This is a genomic window from Micromonospora sp. NPDC005710 (assembly GCF_040630995.1).
GTDB lineage: Bacteria > Actinomycetota > Actinomycetes > Mycobacteriales > Micromonosporaceae > Micromonospora.
Window position 1 is genome coordinate 99,922 of the sequence record NZ_JBEXYP010000020.1, and the last position, 17,878, is coordinate 117,799.

Genomic DNA, 17,878 nt, shown 5'->3' on the forward strand with positions numbered 1-17,878 from the left:
ACGTCAGACACATTTCCATGCAGGGCACTGTATTAACTTGCACTACTGTGTCGTCCTTGTTAATCTTCGCTGCATAGTCATGCGGAGGTGGGTATGGGGATCCGAGTCGCGGTCGCCGGAGCGAGCGGGTACGCCGGAGGTGAGCTGCTGCGCCTGATCGCCGGGCACCCAGAGTTCGACCTGGTAGCCGCCACCGCGCACAGTCAGGCCGGGCACCGCGTCGACGTGGTGCACCCACAGCTCACCGGTCTCGACCTGGTGCTGGGCGAGACCGATCCGACCACCCTGGCCGACGCGGACCTGGTCTTCCTGGCCCTGCCGCACGGCCAGTCGGCGGCCCTCGCCGCCCAACTCCCGTCCGAGGTGCGCATCGTCGACCTGGGCGCTGACCACCGGCTGGCCGACCCGTACGCCTGGGCGCAGTACTACGGCGGCACGCACGCCGGGCAGTGGACCTACGGCCTGCCCGAGCTGCCCGGCCAGCGGGACCTCATCGCCGGCTCCACGCGGGTGGCGAACACCGGCTGTTACGCCGCCGCGATCACCCTGGCGCTCGCGCCGCTGATCGCCGACGGCGCGGCGGACCCCGCCGACGTGGTGGTGGTCGCCGCCTCCGGCACCTCCGGCGCCGGCCGGGCGGCCAAGCCGCACCTGCTGGCCAGCGAGGTGATGGGCGACCTGTCGCCGTACCGGGTGGGAACCCACCAGCACGTCCCGGAGATCAAGCAGGCCACCGGCGCGACCGGCCTGTCGTTCACCCCGGTCCTGGCGCCGATGCCGCGGGGCATCCTGGCCACTGTCACGGCGGTGTCGGCGCGCGGCGCCGACCCGCAGGAGGTGCTGGCGCGGGCGTACGCGGACGCGCCGTTCGTGCACGTGCTGCCCGAGGGTCGCTGGCCGCACACGGCCGCCACAGCGGGTTCCAACTCGTGTCACCTGCAGGCCACCGTCGACGTCGACTCGGGTCGTCTGATCGTGCTCAGCGCGTTGGACAACCTGGGCAAGGGTGCGGCCGGTCAGGCCGTACAGAACGCCAACCTGATGCTCGGCCTGCCGGAGACGACGGGCCTGTCGATCTGGGGGACCGCACCATGAGCGTCACCACCCCTCGCGGGTTCCGGGCGGCCGGTGTGGCAGCCGGTCTGAAGTCCAGCGGCGGCCCGGACGTCGCCCTCGTGGTCAACGACGGCCCGGACGCGGGAGTGGCAGGTGTCTTCACCACCAACCGGGTCAAGGCCGCGCCGGTGCTCTGGACCCAGCAGGTCGTGCAGGGCGGTGTGGTCCGTCTCGTGGTGTTGAACTCCGGTGGGGCCAACGCCTGCACCGGCCCGGCCGGCTTCCAGGACACGCATGCCACCGCCGAGCACGCCGCCGCCGCGTTGACAGCGGTCAGCCCACGGTTGATCCTCGGTGCCGGTGACGTGGCGGTCTGCTCGACGGGTCTGATCGGTGAGCGGCTGCCGATGCCGAAGCTGCTGCCGGGCGTCCGTTCCGCGATCCGTGGGCTGTCCCACGACGGTGGCCCGGCCGCCGCCGAGGCGATCATGACCACGGACACCCGGCCGAAGACGACAGTGGCCCGGGGAAGTGGCTGGACGGTCGGCGGCATGGCCAAGGGCGCCGGGATGCTCGCGCCGGGGATGGCCACCATGCTGTGCGTGTTGACCACCGACGCGGTGGCCGGGCCGGCGACGCTCGACGAGGCGTTGCGGGCGGCCACCCGGGTCACCTTCGACCGGGTCGATTCCGACGGCTGCATGTCCACCAACGACACCGTGCTGCTGTTGGCAAGCGGCGCGAGCGGCATCGAGCCGACGCCCGCCGAGCTGGCCGCCGCCGTCACCGCGGCCTGCCACGACCTGGCCCAGCAGTTGGTGGCCGACGCCGAGGGCGCCACCAAGCAGGTCGCCATCGACGTGGTCGGGGCGGCGAGTGAGGACGAGGCGGTCGAGGTGGGCCGTACGGTGGCCCGCAACAACCTGGTCAAGACGGCGTTGTTCGGCAACGACCCCAACTGGGGTCGGATCCTCGCCGCCGTCGGCACCACCGCCGCCGCGTTCGATCCGGACGAGGTGGACGTGGCGGTCAACGGGGTGTGGGTGTGCCGGGGCGGTGCCGCCGCCGAGGACCGCTCGAAGGTCGACCTGACCGGGCGGGACGTGACCATCCGGATCGACCTGCACGCGGGCACGTCGGCCGCGACGATCTGGACCAACGACCTGTCGCATGCGTACGTCCACGAGAACTCGGCGTACTCGACGTGAGCGCGAGGAACGCAGCGCAGCGGAGTCCCGCAGTCGCGAACGAAAGGGCGGCGTGGTGAGCGCGAGGAACGCAGCGCAGCGGAGTCCCGCAGTCGCGAACGAAGGGCAAGCCCGGTGAGTCTCAGCAGCGATCTGGCTCGCGCGCAGGTCAAGGCGGAGACGTTGATCGAGGCGTTGCCCTGGTTGGCGCGTTTCTCCGGTTCGACGGTGGTGGTGAAGTACGGCGGCAACGCGATGACCGATCCGCAGTTGCAGCGGGCGTTCGCCGCCGACATGGTCTTTCTGCGCTTTGCCGGTCTGAAGCCGGTGGTGGTGCACGGGGGTGGTCCGCAGATTTCCGCGATGTTGGGTCGCCTCGGCATCGACAGTGAGTTCCGGGGTGGTCTGCGGGTGACCACCGCCGAGGCGATGGACGTGGTCCGGATGGTGCTGGTCGGGCAGGTCGGCCGGGAGTTGGTGGGTTTGATCAACTCGCACGGTCCGTACGCTGTCGGTCTGTCCGGGGAGGATGCCCGGTTGTTCACGGCGGTGCGCCGTCCGGCGTACGTGGACGGGGTGCCTGTCGACGTGGGCCAGGTCGGGGACGTCGAGTCGGTCGACGTGTCGGCGGTGACCGACCTGATCGACGCCGGCCGGATTCCGGTGATCTCCACTGTGGCGCCGGACGCGGACGGGGTGCTGCACAACCTCAACGCGGACACGGCGGCGGCGGCGTTGGCCATCGCGTTGCGGGCTCGCAAGTTGGTGGTGCTCACCGACGTGGCGGGCCTGTACGCCGACTGGCCGGACACCACGAGCCTGGTCTCCGAGATCGTCGCGGACGACCTGGCCAAGCTGCTGCCCAGCCTCGAGTCGGGGATGGTGCCGAAGATGGAGGCCTGCCTGCGAGCGGTGCGTGGGGGAGTGCCCGCCGCGCACGTCGTCGACGGCCGGGTGGCGCACTCGACGTTGCTCGAGGTGTTCACCTCGGAAGGGTTCGGAACGATGGTGGTGCCGGGAGACAGGACGGATGCGACATGAGCACGTTGGCGCAGCGGTGGAAGCAGTCCATGATGGACAACTACGGCACACCGCCGTTGGCACTGGTGTCGGGTGCCGGTGCGGTGGTGGTCGACGACGCCGGTCGCGAGTACCTCGACCTGGTGGGTGGCATCGCCGTCAACGCGCTCGGTCACGCCCACCCGGCGGTGGTGGCGGCGGTGTCGAAGCAGGTAGCGACCCTCGGGCACGTTTCCAACCTCTACGTGGCCGAGCCGCCAGTGGCCCTCGCCGAGCTGCTGTTGGCGCTCGCCGGTCGACCGGGCCGGGTGTTCTTCGCCAACTCGGGCGCGGAGGCCAACGAGGCGGCGTTCAAGCTGTCCCGGCGCACCGGCCGTACCCACGTGGTGGCCACCACCGGCGGCTTCCACGGTCGCACCATGGGTGCCCTCGCGTTGACCGGCCAACCGGCCAAGGCCGACCCGTTCCGGCCGCTGCCGGGCGAGGTGACCCACGTCGACTACGGCGACGTCGCGGCTCTCGACGCGGCCGTCTCCGACGCCACCGCCATGGTGATCCTGGAACCCGTCCAGGGTGAGAACGGCGTCCTCGTCCCGCCGGCCGGCTATCTCGCCGCGGCCCGGCAGATCACCGCACGGCACGGCGCGCTGCTGGTTCTCGACGAGGTACAGACCGGCGTCGGGCGTACCGGGCACTGGTTCGCGCACCAGGCCGAGGGCGTGGAGCCGGACGTGGTGACCCTGGCCAAGGGGCTCGGTGGTGGGCTGCCGATCGGCGCCACACTGGCCTTCGGTCGGGCCGCGGACCTGCTCACCCCCGGCTCGCACGGCACCACGTTCGGCGGCAACCCGATCAGCTGCGCGGCGGCGCTCGCCGTGGTGGCGACCATCGCCAACGAGGGCCTGCTCGACAACGTCAAGCGGGTCGGTGAGCGGCTGCGACGCGGCATCGAGGCGCTGGGCCACCCACTGGTCGCCGGCGTGCGGGGTGCCGGTCTGCTGCTCGGTGTGGCGCTCACCGCGCCGGTGGCGTCGGTGCTGGCCGAGGCCCTGCGGGAGGCCGGCTTCCTGGTCAACCCGGTGCAGCCGGGTGTGATCCGGTTGGCGCCGCCGCTGATCCTCACCGCCGCCCAGGCGGACGCCTTCCTCGCGGCGCTGCCCGCCGCACTCGACGCCACCGCGCCGGCCGCGGCCGGCGCGCAGAGCGCACCATCCACACTGACCACCACGACGGGGACGACTCGATGACCCGGCACTTCCTTCGCGACGACGACCTCTCGCCCGCCGAGCAGTCCACGGTCCTCGACCTGGCCGCCCGGATGAAGGAGGACCGCTTCGGCCACCGGCCGCTGGCCGGCCCCCGCTCGGTGGCGGTGCTCTTCGACAAGCAGAGCCTGCGGACGAGGATCTCGTTCGACGCCGGGATCGCCGAACTGGGCGGGCACCCCCTCGTGGTGGACACGCAGGTCACCCACTTCGGCCGCGGTGAGTCGCTCGTCGACGCGGGCCGGGTGCTGTCCCGTTACGTCGCGGCGATCGTGCTGCGGACCCACGGCGACGAGCGGATCGCCGAGGTGGCGGCGGGCGCCACAGTGCCGGTGGTCAACGCACTCACCGACGGGTTCCACCCGTGCCAACTGCTGGCCGACCTGCTCACCATCCGCGAGTGGTGCGGCGGCACGGCCGGCCGCACCCTGGCGTACGTGGGGGACGGCGCGAACAACATGGCGCAGTCGTACCTGCTGGCCGGGGCGACGGCCGGAATGCACGTGCGGATCGCCGGCCCGGCGGGGTTCGCCCCGGACACCGCAGTGGTGGAACGGGCGGCCCAAATCGCCAAGGAGACCGGCGGTTCGGTGCGGGTGCTCACCGACCCGACCCAGGCGGTACGCGACGCCGACGTGCTGGCCACCGACACCTGGACGTCGATGGGCCAGGAGGCCGACGGGTTGGACCGGATCAGCCCGTTCCTGCCGTACCAGGTCAACAAGGAGCTGCTCGGTCACGCCGCACCGGACGCCATCGTGTTGCACTGCCTGCCCGCGCACCGCGGCGAGGAGATCACCGACGAGGTGCTCGACGGCCCGCAGAGCGCGGTCTTCGATCAGGCGGAGAACCGACTGCACGCGCAGAAGGCGTTGCTGACGTTCCTGCTGGACGCCGCACCGGGGGAGGGCGCAACCCGCGAGGCCGCAACCGGCGACGCCGTCACCCGGAGCCGACGATGACCGCGCCGCTGACCCGCGCGGCCCGGCACGCACGGATCGTGGAGCTGATCCGCGACCGGGCGATCCGGTCGCAGACCGAGCTGGCCGACCTGCTCGCCGCCGACGGCGTCGGAGTCACCCAGGCCACCCTCTCGCGGGACCTGGAGGAGTTGGGCGCGGTGAAGGTCCGCGGCGGCGACGGCCCGGCCGTCTACCTGATCCCCGAGGACGGGCAGCGACCGTTGCGCGACGCCGAGGCCGCGCCGGCCCGGCTGGTACGGCTGCTGCGTGAACTGCTCAACGGGGTCGACTCCAGCGGCAACATCGCCGTGCTGCGGACACCGCCGGGCGCAGCCCAGTACCTGGCCAGCGCGTTGGACCGGGCGGGCCTGCCCGAGATCGTGGGCACCATCGCCGGTGACGACACCATCTTCGTCGTGGCCCGGGAGCCCGTCGGCGGGGCCGCACTCGGGGACAAGCTCGCCGGTTGGGCCCGCCGGGACGACACAGCCGAAGGGAACACCACGTCATGACCGAGCGGGTCGTGCTCGCGTACTCCGGGGGTTGGTGGACAGTGACGCGTGTGAGCGCGAAGACCGAGCGAGCGCGGCGAGTGGGCCCCGCAGTCGCGAGCAAAAGGCAAGCAGGGCAATGATGGGCGACGTGGACGACAAGAGCCTGACCGAGAACAGCGCCGCCACCAACCGGACGAGCCTCTGGGGTGGCCGGTTCGCCGGCGGCCCCGCCGAGGCGCTCGCCCGACTGTCGGTGAGCGTGCAGTTCGACTGGCGCCTGGCCCCGTACGACATAGCGGGTTCCCGGGCGCACGCCCGGGTCCTCGCCGGCGCCGGCCTGCTCGACCCGGAGGAGCTGGGCCGGATGCTGGCCGCGCTGGACGACCTGGAGGCCGCCTGCGCCTCCGGTGCGTTCCGCCCCACCATCGACGACGAGGACGTGCACACCGCGCTGGAGCGCGGTCTGCTGGAGCGTCTCGGCAGCCTCGGTGGCAAGCTGCGCGCCGGCCGGTCCCGCAACGACCAGGTCGCCACCGACCTGCGGCTCTACCTGCGCGATCACGCCCGGGGCGTGGCCAGCCGCCTGGTGGAGCTGGCGGAGGCGCTCGTCGAGCAGGCCGAGCGGCACATCGACACCGCCGCGCCCGGCATGACCCACCTCCAGCATGCCCAGCCGGTCACCTTCGGGCACTGGCTGCTGGCGCACGTGCAGCCGCTGCTGCGCGACCTGGAGCGGCTGCGTGACTGGGACCACCGGGCGGCGATCAGCCCGCTCGGCGCGGGCGCCCTGGCCGGTTCCGGGCTCCCGCTGGACCCGGTGGCGGTGGCCAAGGAGCTGGGCTTCCGTACGTCGTTCGCCAACTCGATGGACGCCGTCGCCGACCGGGACTTCGTGGCCGAGTTCCTCTTCACCACCGCCCTGATCGGGGTGCACCTGTCCCGGCTCGGCGAGGAGGTGGTGCTCTGGACGTCGCACGAGTTCGGCTGGGTGGAGCTGGACGACTCGTTCGCCACCGGCTCGTCGATCATGCCGCAGAAGAAGAACGCCGACATCGCCGAGCTGGCCCGGGGTAAGTCGGGGCGTCTCATCGGCGGCCTGGTGACCGTGCTGACCATGCTCAAGGGCCTGCCGATGACCTACGACCGGGACATGCAGGAGGACAAGGAGCCCGCCTTCGACGCTGTCGACACCCTGGAGCTGCTGCTTCCGGCTCTGGCGGGAATGATCTCCACGATGACGGTCCGGGTGGACCGTCTCGTCGCCGCCGCCCCGGTCGGCTTCTCGCTCGCCACCGAGGTCGCCGACTGGTTGGTCCGACGCAACGTGCCGTTCCGCGACGCGCACGAGATCACCGGCCAGTTGGTGGCGCTCTGCGCCGCCCGGGAGTGCGAGCTGAACGACGTCTCCGACGAGGACCTGGCCACGATCAGCGGGCACCTCGACCCGTCGGTGCGCGACGTGCTGTCGGTCCGTTCGGCTCTCGCCGCCCGGATCACCCCCGGCTCCACCGGCCCCGGCCCGGTCGCCGACCAGCTCGCCGCCGCGGCGGACCGGCTGGCCAGCTGGCGGGAGTGGGCCCTCGAGCGGGTCGTCCCGCGCTGAGCGGCGCCGTGGCGTCGGCGCTGGCCGCCGGCGCCGCGGCGGTTCAGGCCGTCGGGCGCTCCCGCTTGGGGAGCTTGGCCACCACCATGTCGTACGACGAGTCGACCGCCTCGGTCAGCTCCTCGTCGTCGATCCCGCCGTCCAGGCGCAGTGTGTTCCAGCCGGACCGGCCGATGTAGGCCATCACGCTGGCGTCGTCGGGGTGCCGGTGCAGCCACTCGTCGGCCACCTCCCGGGTCGGCCCGCACTTGATGCCGACCGTCGGCGTGCCGTTGTTGCCGCCGAGGAACGCGAAGATCCGGCCGCCCACCTTCACCACCTCGTCGCCCTCCCACGGTCGGTCCAGCCACGCTCCCGGCTTGGCCAGGCAGTACGCCAACATCTCCGCGCGCTCCATGGGTGCCTCCTCGTCGTGCGCACAGTGTGCCCCTCAGATCGCCCGGTGCCCGTGCTGGTCGGCGCGCGTGTCAGGCGGTCTGCTCGGCGGAGCGGGCGGCGACCCGCTCGTAGCGCTGCCGGGCCGCCTGTGCGCTGCCCAGCCCCAGCCCGTACGCGATCGCCTGCCAGGTGAGCCCTCGGTCGCGGGCCAGCGTCAACAGGCCGGCCTCCAGGGCGTCCAGCTCGGCGCGGACGTGCGGCAGCAGGGTCAGCGCCGCGGTGAGGTCGGCCGAGTCGACGGGCTCCTCAGCGGGTTCGCGCTCGGCCCCGCCGGCGGCCAGCGCGGTGACCAGGGCGACCGCCTCCCACGGGTCGAGCACGTACGGGTGGGCCCAGCGGCCTCGACGGGTGTCGGTGCCGGCGTGCCGGTCACTGATGCGCTGTAGCGCCTCGTGGGTGCGGTGGGCGCGGGCCCGGCCCGGGTCCGGCGCGGTGAAGATGTTCTCGGTCGTCATACTCCGAGCACACCGTACCAACGACGCGTTGTCAACAGAATGTTCAACTCTCGTCGAGGTGGACGGATGACGAGACGGCGGGATGGGTACCGTCGGGGACATGGCTCTGTCGTCCGGTCACCCCACCACCGACGCCGACCTGGCGGCGCTGGCGGACCTGCTCACCGGTCCACTGCTGCCGGCGGCGCGTGGGCTGCTGGGCTGCCGGTTGCAGGCCGGCGGGGTCACCGCCCGGATCACCGAGGTCGAGGCGTACGCGGGGAGTGGCGGTGATCCCGCCTCGCACGCCCACCGGGGCCCCACCCCGCGCAACGCCGTGATGTTCGGCCCCGCCGGGTACGCCTACGTCTACTTCACCTACGGGATGCACTGGTGCGTCAACGTGGTCACCGGGGTCGAGGGGGAGGCCTCCGCGGTGCTGCTGCGCGCCGCCGAGGTGGTCGACGGGCTCGCCACGGCACGGGAGCGTCGGCCGGCCGTCCGGCGGGACGTGGACCTGGCCCGCGGGCCCGCGCGGCTCTGCTCCGCGCTCGGCATCGACCGCGAGGCGTACGGGGCGTACCTGCTCGGTGGCGGCCCGGTCCGCCTGCGTCCCCCGGCCCGCCCGGTGCCGCCGGAGACGGTGGTGGCGGGTCCCCGGGTCGGGGTGACCGGCGGGCACGACCTGCCCTGGCGGTTCTGGCTGGACGGCGATCCCACTGTCAGCGCGTACCGCAGGCACGTGCCCCGCGTCCGACCCTGAGCGCGGTCACGGCGTGTGAGCGGCGGAGCCTGTCGGAGGGTGTGGCCATAATCACCGGACCTGCTCACCGACGGTTCGGAGGACGTCATGGCAACACTGCTCGCGATCGGCACCGCCAAGGGTTTGTTTCTCGCCACCAGCACCGACGACAGGCGCAGTTGGGAGATCACCGGCCCGCACTTCTCGATGACCGGGGTCTACGCGGTCGCGATCGACACCCGCCGTCCCACCCCGCGGCTGCTCGCCGGCATGACCAGCTCACACTTCGGCCCCAGCGTCGCCACGAGCGACGACCTCGGCGCTTCCTGGGACGAGCCTGACCTGGCGCCTGTCGCGTTCCCCGCCGACACCGGCGTCTCCCTCGGGCGGGTCTGGCAGTTGATGCCCGCCGGCCCCGACGAGCCGGACGTGGTCTGGGCCGGCACCGAGCCCTCGGCGCTGTTCAAGTCCACCGACGGTGGCCGCAGCTTCGAGCTGGTCCGGTCCCTCTGGGACCACCCGCACCGCCCTCGGTGGGAGGCCGGCTTCGGAGGTCAGGCAGTGCACACGGTGCTGCCCCACCCGCGTGACCCGGCTCGGCTGCTGGTCGCCATGTCCACCGGCGGGGTCTACCGCTCGGAGGACGCCGGGGCGAGTTGGGCACCGGGCAACACCGGCATCCGCGCCTACTTCATGCCGGACGAGTGGCCCGAGTTCGGCCAGTGCGTGCACAAGGTCGCCCGGGACGCCGGCAACCCCGAGCGCCTGTACGCGCAGAACCACCACGGCGTCTACCGCTCCGATGACGACGGCCGCACCTGGACGTCGATCGCCGACGGGCTGCCCAGCGACTTCGGGTTCCCGATGGTGACCCATCCGGGGCGCGGCGACATGGTATGGACCTTCCCGTTGGTCGCCGACGGTGAGCGGTTCCCGACCGACCACCGCTGCCGGGTGTTCCGATCCGCCGACGCCGGCGGCAAGTGGGAGCCGCTGTCGGTCGGGCTGCCCGAAGGACCGTTCTATCCGGCGGTGCTGCGCGATGCGATGTGCGCCGACGACGCCACCCCCGGCGGGGTCTACTTCGGCACCCGTTCCGGCTCGGTCTTCGCCAGCCGCGACGAGGGTGACTCCTGGTCGACTGTCGCGGCGCACCTGCCCGACGTGCTCTGCGTTCGCGCCGCGGCGGTCTGAGCGTGGTCACCGTGCTGCTGCCCGGCCCGCTGCGCGGCGAGGCCGGGGGCGCGAGTCGGCTGAACGTCACCGCCGCCGGGACGCTGCGGGCGGTCCTCGACGAGATGGCCGTCGCGCATCCCCGGCTGGCCCGGCGCATCCGCGACGAGCGCGGCGAGCTGCGCCGCTACGTCAACGTCTTCGTCGACGGGGAGGACTGCCGGCACTCCGGCGGTCTTGCCACCCCGGTCGAGGACGGCGCGGAGGTGCAGGTGTTGCCCTCGGTGGCGGGCGGCTGAACGGGCTGGCGACGAGGGAGGTTCGGGGACCCGATGTCCGGTTGCGGGAGTGACCGGTGCCACTGCGGGGCGTCCCGCCGCCGGAATAGTTGCGTCGTCAAATAAGTTGAGAGCTGCGTCCGGGTACCACGACGGCACCCGGTTGACACGCGAGGAGCTGGTCATGCAGTTCGGAATCTTCACCGTCGGTGACGTCACTGTCGATCCGACCACCGGTCGGGAGCCGACCGAGCATGAGCGGATCAAGGCGATGGTCGCTATCGCGTTGAAGGCCGAAGAGGTCGGCCTGGACGTCTTCGCCACCGGCGAGCACCACAACCCGCCGTTCGTGCCGTCCTCGCCGACCACCATGCTCGGCTACATCGCGGCGCGTACCGAGCGGCTGTTGCTGTCCACCGCCACCACGCTGATCACCACGAACGACCCGGTGAAGATCGCCGAGGACTACGCGATGCTCCAGCACCTGTCCGGCGGGCGGGTGGACCTCATGATGGGCCGCGGCAACACCGGCCCGGTCTACCCGTGGTTCGGCAAGGACATCCGCGCCGGCATCCCCCTCGCGATCGAGAACTACGACCTGCTGCACCGGCTGTGGCGCGAGGACGTGGTCGACTGGAAGGGCAAGTACCGCACCCCGTTGCAGTCGTTCACCTCGACGCCACGCCCGCTCGACGGTGTTCCCCCGTTCGTCTGGCACGGCTCGATCCGCAGCCCGGAGATCGCCGAGCAGGCCGCGTACTACGGCGACGGCTTCTTCGCCAACCACATCTTCTGGCCCAAGGAGCACACCCAGCGGATGATCGGGCTCTACCGCCAGCGGTACGCGCACTACGGGCACGGCTCCGCCGACCAGGCGATCGTCGGCCTCGGTGGGCAGGTGTTCATGCGCCGCAACTCGCAGGACGCGGTGCGGGAGTTCCGGCCGTACTTCGACAACGCCCCGGTCTACGGGCACGGGCCGTCGCTCGAGGACTTCACCCGGGAGACCCCGCTGACGGTGGGCAGCCCGCAGCAGGTCATCGACCGCACGCTCGGCTTCCGGGAGTACGTCGGTGACTACCAGCGGCAGCTGTTCCTGATGGACCACGCCGGGTTGCCGCTGAAGACCGTCCTGGAGCAGCTCGACCTGCTCGGTGAGGAGGTCGTACCGGTGCTGCGCAAGGAGTTCGACGCCCTGCGTCCGGCGCACGTGCCGGCGGCGCCGACGCACGCCTCGCTCGTCGCCGCGGCCGGCGGCGCGAAGGACAGCACAGTGCACGCCGTGGACGACGTGACGGGCAAGGCGCCGGAGGGGGCGACCCGATGACCCGCCGCACCCTGGCCGTCGTCTCGGCGGGGCTGAGCCAGCCCTCGTCGACCCGGCTGCTCGCCGACCAGCTCGCCGCGGCCACCCGCGACGAGTTGGTCCGGCGCGGCTCCGAGGTCGAGCTGCACGTCGTCGACCTGCGGGAGCACGCCCACGACGTGGTGAACAACCTGCTCACCGGGTTCGCGCCGGCGGCGCTGCGCGAGGTCGTCGACAGAGTGACCGGGGCGGACGGGATCATCGCCGTCACCCCGATCTTCAGCGCGTCGTACAACGGGCTGTTCAAGTCCTTCTTCGACGTGCTGGATTCCGGGTCGCTCGTCGACCGGCCGGTGCTGATCGGCGCGACCGGTGGCACCGCCCGGCACTCCCTCGCGCTGGAGCACGCCGTCCGTCCGATGTTCGCCTACCTCCGTGCGGTGGTGGTGCCGACCGCCGTCTTCGCCGCTCCGGAGGACTGGTCCGACGGCAGCGCCGACGGTGCGTTGCGCGGTCGGATCCGGCGTGCCGCCGGGGAGTTGGCCGACCAGGTGGAGCGCCGGCCACCGGCCACCGGGCCGGCCGACCCGTTCGCCCTCACCACCGACTTCCTGCAGATGCTCGGTCGAGGTGACGGCGCGCCGGTCAGCTGACCGGGTGGGCGACAAGCACCGGGCAGTGCGCGTGCTGGATCGCCGCCTGACGGCGGCCGGGGTGGCTCAGGCGGCGACCCGGTGGCGTGCCCTGCCGGTCCTCGACGCGCGGGTGCCGTGGCGTCGGCTGCTGTCGGTGGCGAGTTCCCTGGTGGCCGCCGTGCTGGCGATCGTGGCCGTCGCCGGCTGAGTCCGGTGCCGCCGCTTCGTCACACCTGTTGCGTACCCTCGGCCGATGACCTCCGAAGTGCTGCTACGCCCGGTCCGTGAGGACGACCTCGTCGAGTTCTTCCTGCACCAGCAGGACCCGGAGGCCAACCGGATGGCAGCGTTCGGCCCCAAGGACCCGTCCGACCGTCGGGAGTTCGCCGCACACTGGGCCCGGGTGCTCACCAACCCGGCGAACCTGGTCCGCACCGTCGAGGCCGACGGCGAGGTGGTCGGCTACGTCACCGCCTTCCCGGCCGAGGGGCAGACCGAGGTCAGCTACTGGATCGACCCGGCCCGCTGGGGCCGGGGCCACGCCACGGCGGCACTGGCCGCCCTGCTGCGCGAGCTGCCCCGGCCGGTGCACGCCCGCGCGGCCAAGGACAACGCCGCCTCCCTCGCGGTGCTCCGCAAGTGCGGGTTCGTCGTGACCGGTGCCGACTCGGGGTACGCGAACGGCCGCGGCGAGGACGTCGAGGAGTGGCTGCTGGAGCTGCCCGCCGACGGCCCTGACCTGGGAGGGCACTAGTCTCGCGGCGTGAACTGGTTGGATCTCGTCGGCTGGGCCGGCTCCGCGGTGCTGGTCTGGTCGCTGCTGCAGTCGCGCATCCTGCGGTTGCGGGCGCTCAACCTCGTCGGCTGTTTCGTGCTGATCGGCTACAACGCCGCGATCGAGGTCTGGCCCGGCGTCGGGCTCAACGTCGTGCTCGCGGTGATCAACATCTGGTACCTGCGCGGGATGCTCGCCACCCGGCACGACGAAAAGACCTACCAGGTGGTCGAGGTCGGTGTCGACGACCAGTTCCTCGCGCACACCCTACGGGTGCACGCCACCGACATCGCCCGGTTCAACCCCGACCTCCACTGGGATCCGGACGCGTCGGGGCGCTCCGCGTTCCTCGTGGTGACGGCGGACGAGGTGGTCGGGGTGGTGCTGTCGCACGCCGAGGCTCCCGGCATCGCCCAGATCGACCTGGACTACGTCACCCCGAAGTTCCGTGACTTCACCCCGGGGGAGTTCGTCTACCGGCGCAGCCACCTGTTCACCGAACGGGGCTTCCACCGGGTGGTCAGCCCACCCCGGATGGTCGCCCCCTACTATCACCGACTGGGCTTCCGCCCGGAGGGCGACTCGTACATCCTCGACCTGCCGGCGTCATCGACGTCCCCGGCGGCGTAGCGACCCTCCGGTCGACGAGTGTCGCCCCCCGTCCGAACCGGCGTCGCGTCCCCGTCGACCGATAGGGCGTAGCCTCGCCGGGGCAGGATTCGGCAGGCGCCGGACGGGGCAAAGACAGGTCTACGCCGGGCGGGCCCGCCGACCGGCGGGTGCCCCCGCGTAGCGGCCGGTGCCACCACCACGAGGGAGCGAACCGGGCGTGCAGAGCTACGGGAGCCAACTGGCCCTGGTCGGAATCCTGGTTGTGATCAACGCGCTCTTCGCGGGCAGCGAGATGGCGTTGGTGTCGCTGCGGGACAGCCAGATCCAACGGTTGGAACGCACCAGCCGGGCCGGACGGGTGCTGGCCCGGCTCGCCAAGGACCCGAACCGGTTCCTGGCCACCATCCAGATCGGCATCACCCTCGCCGGTTTCCTGGCCTCCGCCGCCGCGGCGGTCTCGCTGGCCAAACCCCTGGTGCCGCTGCTCGGAATGTTCGGCGGCGCCGCCGAGACGGTGGCGATCGTGGCGGTCACCCTCGCGCTGACCTTCGTCACGCTGGTCTTCGGCGAGCTGGCACCCAAACGGATCGCCATGCAGTCCGCCGAGCGGTGGGCACTGCTCGTGGCCCGCCCGCTCGATCTGCTGGCCAGCTTCACCCGGCCGGCCGTCTGGGCACTCGGCGCGACGAGCGACGTGGTGGTCCGCCTGGTCGGGCTCAACCCCAAACACCAGCCGGAGGAGATCGGCCCGGACGAACTGCGCGACATCGTCGCCGGCAACCACGGCTTCACCAAGGAGCAGCGCACCATCATCGCGGGTGCCGTGGAGATCGCCGACCGTCGGTTGCGGGCTGTCCTCGTACCCCGGTTGCAGGTCTTCACGCTCGACAGCGGGACCACCGCGGAGGCGGCGCGGCTCGTGCTGGCCGCCACCGGGCACTCCCGGGCGCCGGTCGTGCGCCACGGCGGCCTGGACGACACCGCCGGGGTGATCCACCTGCGGGACCTGGTGGGCGTGCCCGACGACCGCCCAGTCGACGAGATCGCCAGGCCGCCGATGCTGCTGCCCGACTCGCTACCGGTGGTGGACGCGCTGCGTCAGTTCAAGGCCGAGCGTCAGCACATCGCGCTCGTGGTGGACGAGCGCGGCGCCGTCGACGGCATCGTGACGCTCGAGGACATCCTGGAGGAGATCGTCGGCGAGATCTACGACGAGACAGACCGGGATGTCAGCTCGGTACGGCGCGACAGCGACGGCGCGCTGCTGCTGCCCGGCACCTTCCCGGTGCACGACCTCCCGGACATCGGTGTCGACCTGCCGTCGCGCCCGGACGGCGACTACACCACTGTCGCCGGGCTGGTGCTGGCCCGGCTCGGTCACATCCCCACTGTCGCCGGGGAGGACGTGACGATGGACGGCTGGGTGCTTCTCGTGGCCGACATCGACCACCGGGCGATCACCGAGGTACGGCTCAGCCGCGTACCCGACGAAGCCGACGACGACACCGACGAGGCCGCGCAGCCGGTGCTCGACGAGGCCCGCAGTTGACGCGTCCGGCGGACGCCGTCGCTCAGGCGGGCGAGAGGTTCTGCAGGCGGACCTGACCACGGGCGACCAGCCGCTCGTCGGCGTCGGTGATCTCCACCTGCCAGAGCTGCTGGGTGCGCCCCCGGTGCACAGGGGTGCCGACAGCGGTCAGCTCGCCGTCCCGGACGGCCCGCAGGAAGTCGGTCTGGTTCGACACACCGACCACGGTGCCCCGGTCGGCCAGCCAGAGGGCGCCACCCACGCTTGCCGCGGTCTCCACGACGGAGCAGTACACCCCGCCGTGCTGGATGCCGACGGGCTGGTGCAGCTCCGGGCGGACCTGCCACGTGATGACGACCCGGTCGGCGCTCGCCTCCTCGAACGTGAGGCCGAGCAGGGCGACGAAACCGCCCGTCAGATCCGGAATCTCCATGGCAACGCCCTCCTCGATCAACGGTGCGCAAGCCTAGCCGGGGCGGGTTGCGGCAAACCCGGTACGGGTCGTCGCCGACGATGGGGGAGAATCGGTGACCGTGACCGACAGCAGCCCTCCGCCGCCCCGGCGGGACTCCCTGACCGACGACCTGCTCTGGCGTGGCCTGATACAGGACTCGACAGGCCTCGACGAGCTGCGCGCGCTGCTCGACGGGGAGAGTGCCGCCACGTACTACGTGGGCTTCGACCCCACCGCGCCGAGCCTGCACGTCGGCAACCTCATGCAGGTCCTCATGGCCCGCCGGCTGCAACTCGCCGGCCACCGCCCGTTGCTGCTGGTCGGCGGCGCCACGGGGCAGATCGGTGACCCGAAGGAGAGCGCCGAGCGGGCGCTCAACCCGCCCGAGGTGATCGCCGGCTGGGTCGAGCGGATCCGCGACCAGCTCGCGCCCTTCGTGTCGTACTCCGGCGACAACGCGGCGCAGCTGGTCAACAACCTGGACTGGACCGGCGAGATGTCGATCGTCGAGTTCCTCCGCGACGTGGGCAAACACTTCCCGGTGAACAAGATGCTCGCGCGGGAGGTGGTGCGGGCCCGGCTGGAGACCGGCATCAGCTACACCGAGTTCAGCTACCAGCTCCTCCAGGCCAACGACTTCTTCGAGCTGCACCGCCGGCACGGCTGTCAGCTCCAGTTCGGTGGCTCCGACCAGTGGGGCAACATCACCGCCGGCGTCGACTACGTCCGCCGGCGGGGCGCGGGGCCGGTCCAGGCGTTCACCACGCCGCTCGTCACCAAGTCCGACGGTACGAAGTTCGGCAAGAGCGAGGGCGGCGCCGTCTGGCTCGACCCGACGATGACGAGCCCGTACTCCTTCTACCAGTTCTGGCTCAACGTCGAGGACCAGGAGGTCGACCGCTACCTGCGGTACTTCAGCTTCCGCAGCCGCGATGAGCTGGAAGAGCTGGCGAAGGCGACAGCCGAACGGCCGGCGGCCCGGCTGGCACAGCGGGCGCTCGCCGAGGAGCTGACCACACTCGTGCACGGCGCCGACGAGACCCGACAGGCGATCGCCGCGAGCCAGGCGCTCTTCGGCCGCGGTTCGTTGGACGAGTTGGCGCCGGAGACGTTGCGCGCGGCCCTGACCGAGGCCGGCCTCGTACGCCTCACCGGCGAATTGCCTGATGTGGCGGGTCTGCTGCGTGACTCCGGCCTGGTGAATGGCCTCAAGGAGGCCCGGCGGGTGATCGCCGAGGGTGGTGCCTACGTCAACAACAACCGGGTGACCGATGTGGACGCCGGGGTGTCGCCGGCCGATCTGCTGCACGGCCGATACCTGGTGCTGCGCCGCGGCAAGCGGTCGTTCGCGGGCGTTGAGCTGGGTGAATAGGCATCTGTCAACGATGTGACGGGGGACGCGTCCGGCGGATTTGACGATCATCCCGCCGGACGCGTAACTTTCTCTCTGTCAGCGCGGAACGGACGAAACAGGCGAAAAGCCTGAAGCGGCCGGAGCGCCGGCCAACGGCCTCGGGGGTCGGGTGGGTGCGCCCACCGGAGCCCCAACCGGGAGGTGCCCCCAGAAACGCCGCGAGGCGGATTTGGCGCGGCGAAACCGACCGGGTATGGTTACGAACCGGCAGGGCACCGGGCGGGTCGCGGAACATCGCGACGGCCGGCCTGCCGAATCCATGACGAGAGCGGCGCAAGCCGGTGGCGACATGGTGCCCGCGTTATTCGGGAGAAGCACGACGAACCGCGAAATATCGGTTTGACACGGCGGAAACGAGCGGGTAACGTAGTAAGAGTGCCTGGCGCTGATAGCGCTGGTCATGGGTACGGAAAAGCCCCGGTCGGGGCCCTGCGGTGGTGGGGTTTCTGGTTGGTGTGTGGTTGTTCTTTGAGAACTCAACAGGGTGCTTGTAAAGCCAGTG

The 17,878-nt window shown here is 71.6% G+C and carries 20 protein-coding genes; 17 read left to right on the forward strand and 3 right to left on the reverse strand.

Going from position 1 to position 17,878, the window contains the following annotated elements; all coding sequences use genetic code 11:
- Nucleotides 1-93: 93 nt before the first annotated feature.
- From argC to argH, 7 genes are all read left to right on the forward strand, one after another.
- The gene (gene argC, locus ABZ406_RS24340; RefSeq protein ID WP_357765813.1) at nucleotides 94-1,095 is read left to right on the forward strand and encodes an N-acetyl-gamma-glutamyl-phosphate reductase; all 1,002 of its coding nucleotides are present in this window, start codon (nucleotides 94-96) and stop codon (nucleotides 1,093-1,095) included.
- On the forward strand, nucleotides 1,092-2,264 hold the full coding sequence (argJ, locus tag ABZ406_RS24345) for a bifunctional glutamate N-acetyltransferase/amino-acid acetyltransferase ArgJ (protein WP_357765816.1): 1,173 nt from the start codon (nucleotides 1,092-1,094) through the stop codon (nucleotides 2,262-2,264). The genes argC and argJ overlap by 4 nt, the downstream gene beginning before the upstream one ends.
- A gap of 114 nt (nucleotides 2,265-2,378) precedes the next feature.
- The gene (gene argB, locus ABZ406_RS24350; RefSeq protein ID WP_357765819.1) at nucleotides 2,379-3,284 is read left to right on the forward strand and encodes an acetylglutamate kinase; all 906 of its coding nucleotides are present in this window, start codon (nucleotides 2,379-2,381) and stop codon (nucleotides 3,282-3,284) included.
- The gene (locus ABZ406_RS24355) at nucleotides 3,281-4,510 is read left to right on the forward strand and encodes an acetylornithine transaminase (protein ID WP_357765821.1); all 1,230 of its coding nucleotides are present in this window, start codon (nucleotides 3,281-3,283) and stop codon (nucleotides 4,508-4,510) included. Before argB ends, ABZ406_RS24355 begins: the two co-directional genes overlap by 4 nt.
- Nucleotides 4,507-5,490 (forward strand): ornithine carbamoyltransferase, encoded by a 984-nt coding sequence (gene argF / locus ABZ406_RS24360; protein ID WP_357765824.1) that lies wholly within the window; start codon nucleotides 4,507-4,509, stop codon nucleotides 5,488-5,490. Before ABZ406_RS24355 ends, argF begins: the two co-directional genes overlap by 4 nt.
- The gene (locus ABZ406_RS24365) at nucleotides 5,487-6,002 is read left to right on the forward strand and encodes an arginine repressor (RefSeq protein ID WP_357765826.1); all 516 of its coding nucleotides are present in this window, start codon (nucleotides 5,487-5,489) and stop codon (nucleotides 6,000-6,002) included. The genes argF and ABZ406_RS24365 overlap by 4 nt, the downstream gene beginning before the upstream one ends.
- Before the next feature lie 121 nt (nucleotides 6,003-6,123).
- Nucleotides 6,124-7,587, forward strand: a complete 1,464-nt coding sequence (gene argH, locus ABZ406_RS24370; RefSeq protein ID WP_357765829.1) for an argininosuccinate lyase — start codon at nucleotides 6,124-6,126, stop codon at nucleotides 7,585-7,587.
- 43 nt (nucleotides 7,588-7,630) lie between these two features.
- Here argH and ABZ406_RS24375 read toward each other — a convergent pair whose 3' ends face one another.
- Both ABZ406_RS24375 and ABZ406_RS24380 read right to left on the reverse strand, forming a co-directional pair.
- Complete coding sequence (locus ABZ406_RS24375; protein WP_357765832.1) at nucleotides 7,631-7,984, reverse strand: MmcQ/YjbR family DNA-binding protein; 354 nt, start codon at nucleotides 7,982-7,984, stop codon at nucleotides 7,631-7,633.
- A gap of 70 nt (nucleotides 7,985-8,054) precedes the next feature.
- Nucleotides 8,055-8,480: a DNA-binding protein gene (locus tag ABZ406_RS24380; RefSeq protein ID WP_357765835.1), complete on the reverse strand. Its 426-nt coding sequence runs from the start codon at nucleotides 8,478-8,480 to the stop codon at nucleotides 8,055-8,057.
- A gap of 100 nt (nucleotides 8,481-8,580) precedes the next feature.
- On the opposite strand from ABZ406_RS24380, the gene ABZ406_RS24385 reads away from it, so the two are divergent.
- From ABZ406_RS24385 to ABZ406_RS24425, 9 genes are all read left to right on the forward strand, one after another.
- Entirely contained in the window at nucleotides 8,581-9,222 is a 642-nt protein-coding gene (locus ABZ406_RS24385) for a DNA-3-methyladenine glycosylase (RefSeq protein ID WP_357765838.1), read from the forward strand.
- A gap of 87 nt (nucleotides 9,223-9,309) precedes the next feature.
- Nucleotides 9,310-10,395 carry an exo-alpha-sialidase gene (locus tag ABZ406_RS24390; RefSeq protein ID WP_357765841.1) on the forward strand — a complete coding sequence of 362 codons (1,086 nt, stop codon included), beginning with the start codon at nucleotides 9,310-9,312 and terminating at the stop codon, nucleotides 10,393-10,395.
- Between the two features lie 2 nt (nucleotides 10,396-10,397).
- Nucleotides 10,398-10,673 carry a ubiquitin-like small modifier protein 1 gene (locus ABZ406_RS24395; RefSeq protein WP_196922357.1) on the forward strand — a complete coding sequence of 92 codons (276 nt, stop codon included), beginning with the start codon at nucleotides 10,398-10,400 and terminating at the stop codon, nucleotides 10,671-10,673.
- Between the two features lie 163 nt (nucleotides 10,674-10,836).
- The gene (locus ABZ406_RS24400) at nucleotides 10,837-11,979 is read left to right on the forward strand and encodes an LLM class flavin-dependent oxidoreductase (protein WP_357765844.1); all 1,143 of its coding nucleotides are present in this window, start codon (nucleotides 10,837-10,839) and stop codon (nucleotides 11,977-11,979) included.
- Complete coding sequence (locus ABZ406_RS24405) at nucleotides 11,976-12,611, forward strand: FMN reductase (RefSeq protein WP_357765847.1); 636 nt, start codon at nucleotides 11,976-11,978, stop codon at nucleotides 12,609-12,611. The genes ABZ406_RS24400 and ABZ406_RS24405 overlap by 4 nt, the downstream gene beginning before the upstream one ends.
- A gap of 4 nt (nucleotides 12,612-12,615) precedes the next feature.
- Nucleotides 12,616-12,801, forward strand: coding sequence for a hypothetical protein (locus tag ABZ406_RS24410; RefSeq protein WP_357765850.1), 186 nt, complete (start codon nucleotides 12,616-12,618; stop codon nucleotides 12,799-12,801).
- Nucleotides 12,802-12,846: 45 nt separating this feature from the next.
- Nucleotides 12,847-13,347 (forward strand): GNAT family N-acetyltransferase, encoded by a 501-nt coding sequence (locus ABZ406_RS24415; protein WP_357765853.1) that lies wholly within the window; start codon nucleotides 12,847-12,849, stop codon nucleotides 13,345-13,347.
- A gap of 9 nt (nucleotides 13,348-13,356) precedes the next feature.
- Nucleotides 13,357-13,998: a hypothetical protein gene (locus tag ABZ406_RS24420; protein ID WP_357765855.1), complete on the forward strand. Its 642-nt coding sequence runs from the start codon at nucleotides 13,357-13,359 to the stop codon at nucleotides 13,996-13,998.
- A gap of 199 nt (nucleotides 13,999-14,197) precedes the next feature.
- Nucleotides 14,198-15,529 (forward strand): hemolysin family protein, encoded by a 1,332-nt coding sequence (locus tag ABZ406_RS24425; protein WP_357765858.1) that lies wholly within the window; start codon nucleotides 14,198-14,200, stop codon nucleotides 15,527-15,529.
- 22 nt (nucleotides 15,530-15,551) lie between these two features.
- On the opposite strand, the gene ABZ406_RS24430 is transcribed toward ABZ406_RS24425, so the two are convergent.
- Entirely contained in the window at nucleotides 15,552-15,941 is a 390-nt protein-coding gene (locus ABZ406_RS24430) for a PaaI family thioesterase (RefSeq protein ID WP_357765861.1), read from the reverse strand.
- 100 nt (nucleotides 15,942-16,041) lie between these two features.
- Here ABZ406_RS24430 and tyrS point away from each other — a divergent pair, with 100 nt between their 5' ends.
- The gene (gene tyrS / locus ABZ406_RS24435) at nucleotides 16,042-17,334 is read left to right on the forward strand and encodes a tyrosine--tRNA ligase (protein WP_357765885.1); all 1,293 of its coding nucleotides are present in this window, start codon (nucleotides 16,042-16,044) and stop codon (nucleotides 17,332-17,334) included.
- The last annotated feature ends 544 nt before the right edge of the window (nucleotides 17,335-17,878 follow it).

Coding starts and splice junctions, on each gene's coding strand:
- argC (WP_357765813.1), top strand. CDS start 94: ATGGGGATCCGAGTCGCGGTCGCCGGAGCGAGCGGGTACGCCGGAGGT.
- argJ (WP_357765816.1), top strand. CDS start 1,092: ATGAGCGTCACCACCCCTCGCGGGTTCCGGGCGGCCGGTGTGGCAGCC.
- ABZ406_RS24355 (WP_357765821.1), top strand. CDS start 3,281: ATGAGCACGTTGGCGCAGCGGTGGAAGCAGTCCATGATGGACAACTAC.
- argF (WP_357765824.1), top strand. CDS start 4,507: ATGACCCGGCACTTCCTTCGCGACGACGACCTCTCGCCCGCCGAGCAG.
- ABZ406_RS24365 (WP_357765826.1), top strand. CDS start 5,487: ATGACCGCGCCGCTGACCCGCGCGGCCCGGCACGCACGGATCGTGGAG.
- argH (WP_357765829.1), top strand. CDS start 6,124: ATGGGCGACGTGGACGACAAGAGCCTGACCGAGAACAGCGCCGCCACC.
- ABZ406_RS24375 (WP_357765832.1), bottom strand. CDS start 7,984: ATGGAGCGCGCGGAGATGTTGGCGTACTGCCTGGCCAAGCCGGGAGCG.
- ABZ406_RS24380 (WP_357765835.1), bottom strand. CDS start 8,480: ATGACGACCGAGAACATCTTCACCGCGCCGGACCCGGGCCGGGCCCGC.
- ABZ406_RS24385 (WP_357765838.1), top strand. CDS start 8,581: ATGGCTCTGTCGTCCGGTCACCCCACCACCGACGCCGACCTGGCGGCG.
- ABZ406_RS24390 (WP_357765841.1), top strand. CDS start 9,310: ATGGCAACACTGCTCGCGATCGGCACCGCCAAGGGTTTGTTTCTCGCC.
- ABZ406_RS24400 (WP_357765844.1), top strand. CDS start 10,837: ATGCAGTTCGGAATCTTCACCGTCGGTGACGTCACTGTCGATCCGACC.
- ABZ406_RS24405 (WP_357765847.1), top strand. CDS start 11,976: ATGACCCGCCGCACCCTGGCCGTCGTCTCGGCGGGGCTGAGCCAGCCC.
- ABZ406_RS24415 (WP_357765853.1), top strand. CDS start 12,847: ATGACCTCCGAAGTGCTGCTACGCCCGGTCCGTGAGGACGACCTCGTC.
- ABZ406_RS24430 (WP_357765861.1), bottom strand. CDS start 15,941: ATGGAGATTCCGGATCTGACGGGCGGTTTCGTCGCCCTGCTCGGCCTC.